Source organism: Azonexus sp. (genome assembly GCF_036170495.1).
GTDB lineage: Bacteria > Pseudomonadota > Gammaproteobacteria > Burkholderiales > Rhodocyclaceae > Azonexus.
Genome location: NZ_JAVHPH010000353.1, coordinates 1 through 2,199, shown reverse-complemented (window position 1 = coordinate 2,199; position 2,199 = coordinate 1). Strand labels below are relative to the sequence as shown.

Annotated in this window: 3 protein-coding genes; 2 read left to right on the top strand and 1 reads right to left on the bottom strand. The window is 63.8% G+C overall.

All coding sequences use genetic code 11. The annotated features are described in order from the left end of the window. Together xseA and ADADOO_RS13065 are read left to right on the top strand one after the other, a co-directional pair. The coding region (gene xseA, locus ADADOO_RS13070; RefSeq protein ID WP_511277941.1) for an exodeoxyribonuclease VII large subunit at window positions 1-1,323 on the top strand (1,323 nt) is incomplete at its 5' end. A gap of 43 nt (window positions 1,324-1,366) precedes the next feature. After that, window positions 1,367-1,951 (top strand): superoxide dismutase, encoded by a 585-nt coding sequence (locus ADADOO_RS13065; protein WP_511277940.1) that lies wholly within the window; start codon window positions 1,367-1,369, stop codon window positions 1,949-1,951. Window positions 1,952-2,035: 84 nt separating this feature from the next. Here the strand turns inward: ADADOO_RS13065 and ADADOO_RS13060 are convergent, their stop codons facing one another. Then, entirely contained in the window at window positions 2,036-2,188 is a 153-nt protein-coding gene (locus ADADOO_RS13060; protein WP_511277942.1) for a GGDEF domain-containing protein, read from the bottom strand. Window positions 2,189-2,199 lie beyond the last annotated feature (11 nt).

Genomic DNA, 2,199 nt, shown 5'->3' with positions numbered 1-2,199 from the left:
TCCGTCCTCAGCGTATCCAGCCTGAATAGACAGGTCAGGGATTGCCTCGAATCCGCCTTCCCGCTGACCTGGGTGAGCGGCGAAATATCCAACCTGACCTACGCCGCCTCCGGTCACGTTTACTTCTCGCTCAAGGACGCCAACGCCCAGGTGCGCTGCGTTATGTGGCGCAGCAAGGCGCAGATCCTCGGCTGGCGGCTGGAGAACGGCCAGAAGATCGAAGCCCGCGTGCTCGTTTCCTTCTACGAACCGCGCGGCGAATTCCAGCTCAATGTCGAAGCCATCCGCCGGGCCGGCCAGGGCGACCTCTTCGAGCGCTTCCTGCAACTCAAGGCCCGACTTGAAAATGAAGGCATTTTTGCCGTTGACCGTAAGAAAGCGCTGCCCAGCTTCCCACGCCGCCTGGCCATCGTCACCAGCCCGCAGGCCGCCGCCCTGCGCGACGTCCTGACCACCCTGCACCGGCGCGCCCCGCACGTCGCCATCACGCTCTTCCCCACCCCCGTCCAGGGCGAAGGCGCCGGCGCCAAAATCGCCGAAGCCATCGCCCAGGCGGCCAACAGCGATTGCGATGCAATCATCCTCTGTCGTGGCGGCGGCAGCATCGAAGACCTCTGGGCCTTCAACGAAGAAAGTGTTGCGCGCGCCATCAACGCCTCGGCCATTCCGGTCATTTCCGGCGTCGGCCACGAAACCGACTTCACCATCGCCGACTTCGCCGCCGACCGGCGCGCCCCAACCCCCACAGCCGCCGCCGAGCTGGCCAGCCCCGACCGCGACGCGCTGGTCGACCGCCTGACCCAGCTCGAAAATCACCTCGGCCGGCGCCTGGATCGCCTGCTCTCCGACCAACTACAACGCCTCGACTGGCTGGCCACCCGCCTCGTCCATCCAGCCGAACACATCCGCCAACGCCAGCGCGAAACCGAAACCCTGGGCTCGCGCCTGCACCACGCCCTGCGCCGGCAAACCGAGCACGACGCCGTCCGCCTGCACGCCCTCGGCCAGCGCCACGCCAGCGCCCGGCCGCACCCGGCCAAGCTGGCCGAAGGTATCGCCCACCTGCAATATCGCCTGAGCCGGCAGACCCAGTGGGCAATTTCTCAACATTCCGGGAAACTAAATTCACTCGGCAGCAGTCTGACCCAGCTTGATCCCCACGCTGTCCTGTCCCGCGGCTACACCCTTGCCCTGGATGCCGACGGTCGGGCCATCCGCGACGCCGCCCGATTAAGCTCCGGCGACCGGCTCAAACTGCGCTTCGCCAGCGGATCGGCCGAAGCCACGGTAAATCAGGTTGTCGCCGGTCCGGAAGCTGACTAGAATTTTCAATTTACCCCTCATCAAACCCCAACGGAGAACAACAATGGAACATCAACTGCCCGCCCTGCCGTTTGCCAAAGATGCCCTCGCCCCGCACATGTCGGCCGAGACCTTTGACTACCACTACAGCAAGCACCATCAGGCCTATGTCACCAACCTGAACAACCTGATCAAGGGCACCGAATACGAAAACCTCGATCTCGAAGCCATCGTCAAGAAAGCCCCGGCTGGCGGCGTGTACAACAACGCCGCCCAGGTCTGGAACCACACCTTCTTCTGGAACTGCCTGACCCCGAACGGCGGCGGCGCACCGAAGGGCGCCCTGGCTGCTGCCATCGATGCCAAGTGGGGTTCGCTCGACGCCTTCAAGACGGCCTTCCAGACCTCCGCTGTCGGCAACTTCGGTTCCGGCTGGACCTGGCTGGTCAAGAAGGCCGACGGCTCGGTCGACATCGTCAACATGGGCGCCGCCGGCACCCCGCTGACCACCGGTGACAAGGCCCTGCTCTGCGTCGACGTCTGGGAACACGCCTACTACATCGACTACCGCAACATGCGCCCGAAATTCGTCGAAACCTACCTGGCTTCGCTCGTCAATTGGTCGTTCGCCGAAGCCAACTTCGCCTGATTATTAGTCGCTGAACAAAATGGCCCGGGAGAAGTTTCTCCCGGGCCATTTTTTATCTTTTGTCGCCTAAACAGTGCCCCGGCGCTAGGGCCCGCTCGGTGGGTCGACGACGACCACGCGGTTCTTGCCGAGGCGTTTGGCCTGGTACATGCCTTCGTCCGCCCGGCAAAACAGGCTGTGCACATCGTCACCGGGACAGTATTCGGTGACGCCGATGCTGATACTGACATTCAGCACCGTGCCGCCGG

Coding starts and splice junctions, on each gene's coding strand:
- ADADOO_RS13065 (WP_511277940.1), top strand. CDS start 1,367: ATGGAACATCAACTGCCCGCCCTGCCGTTTGCCAAAGATGCCCTCGCC.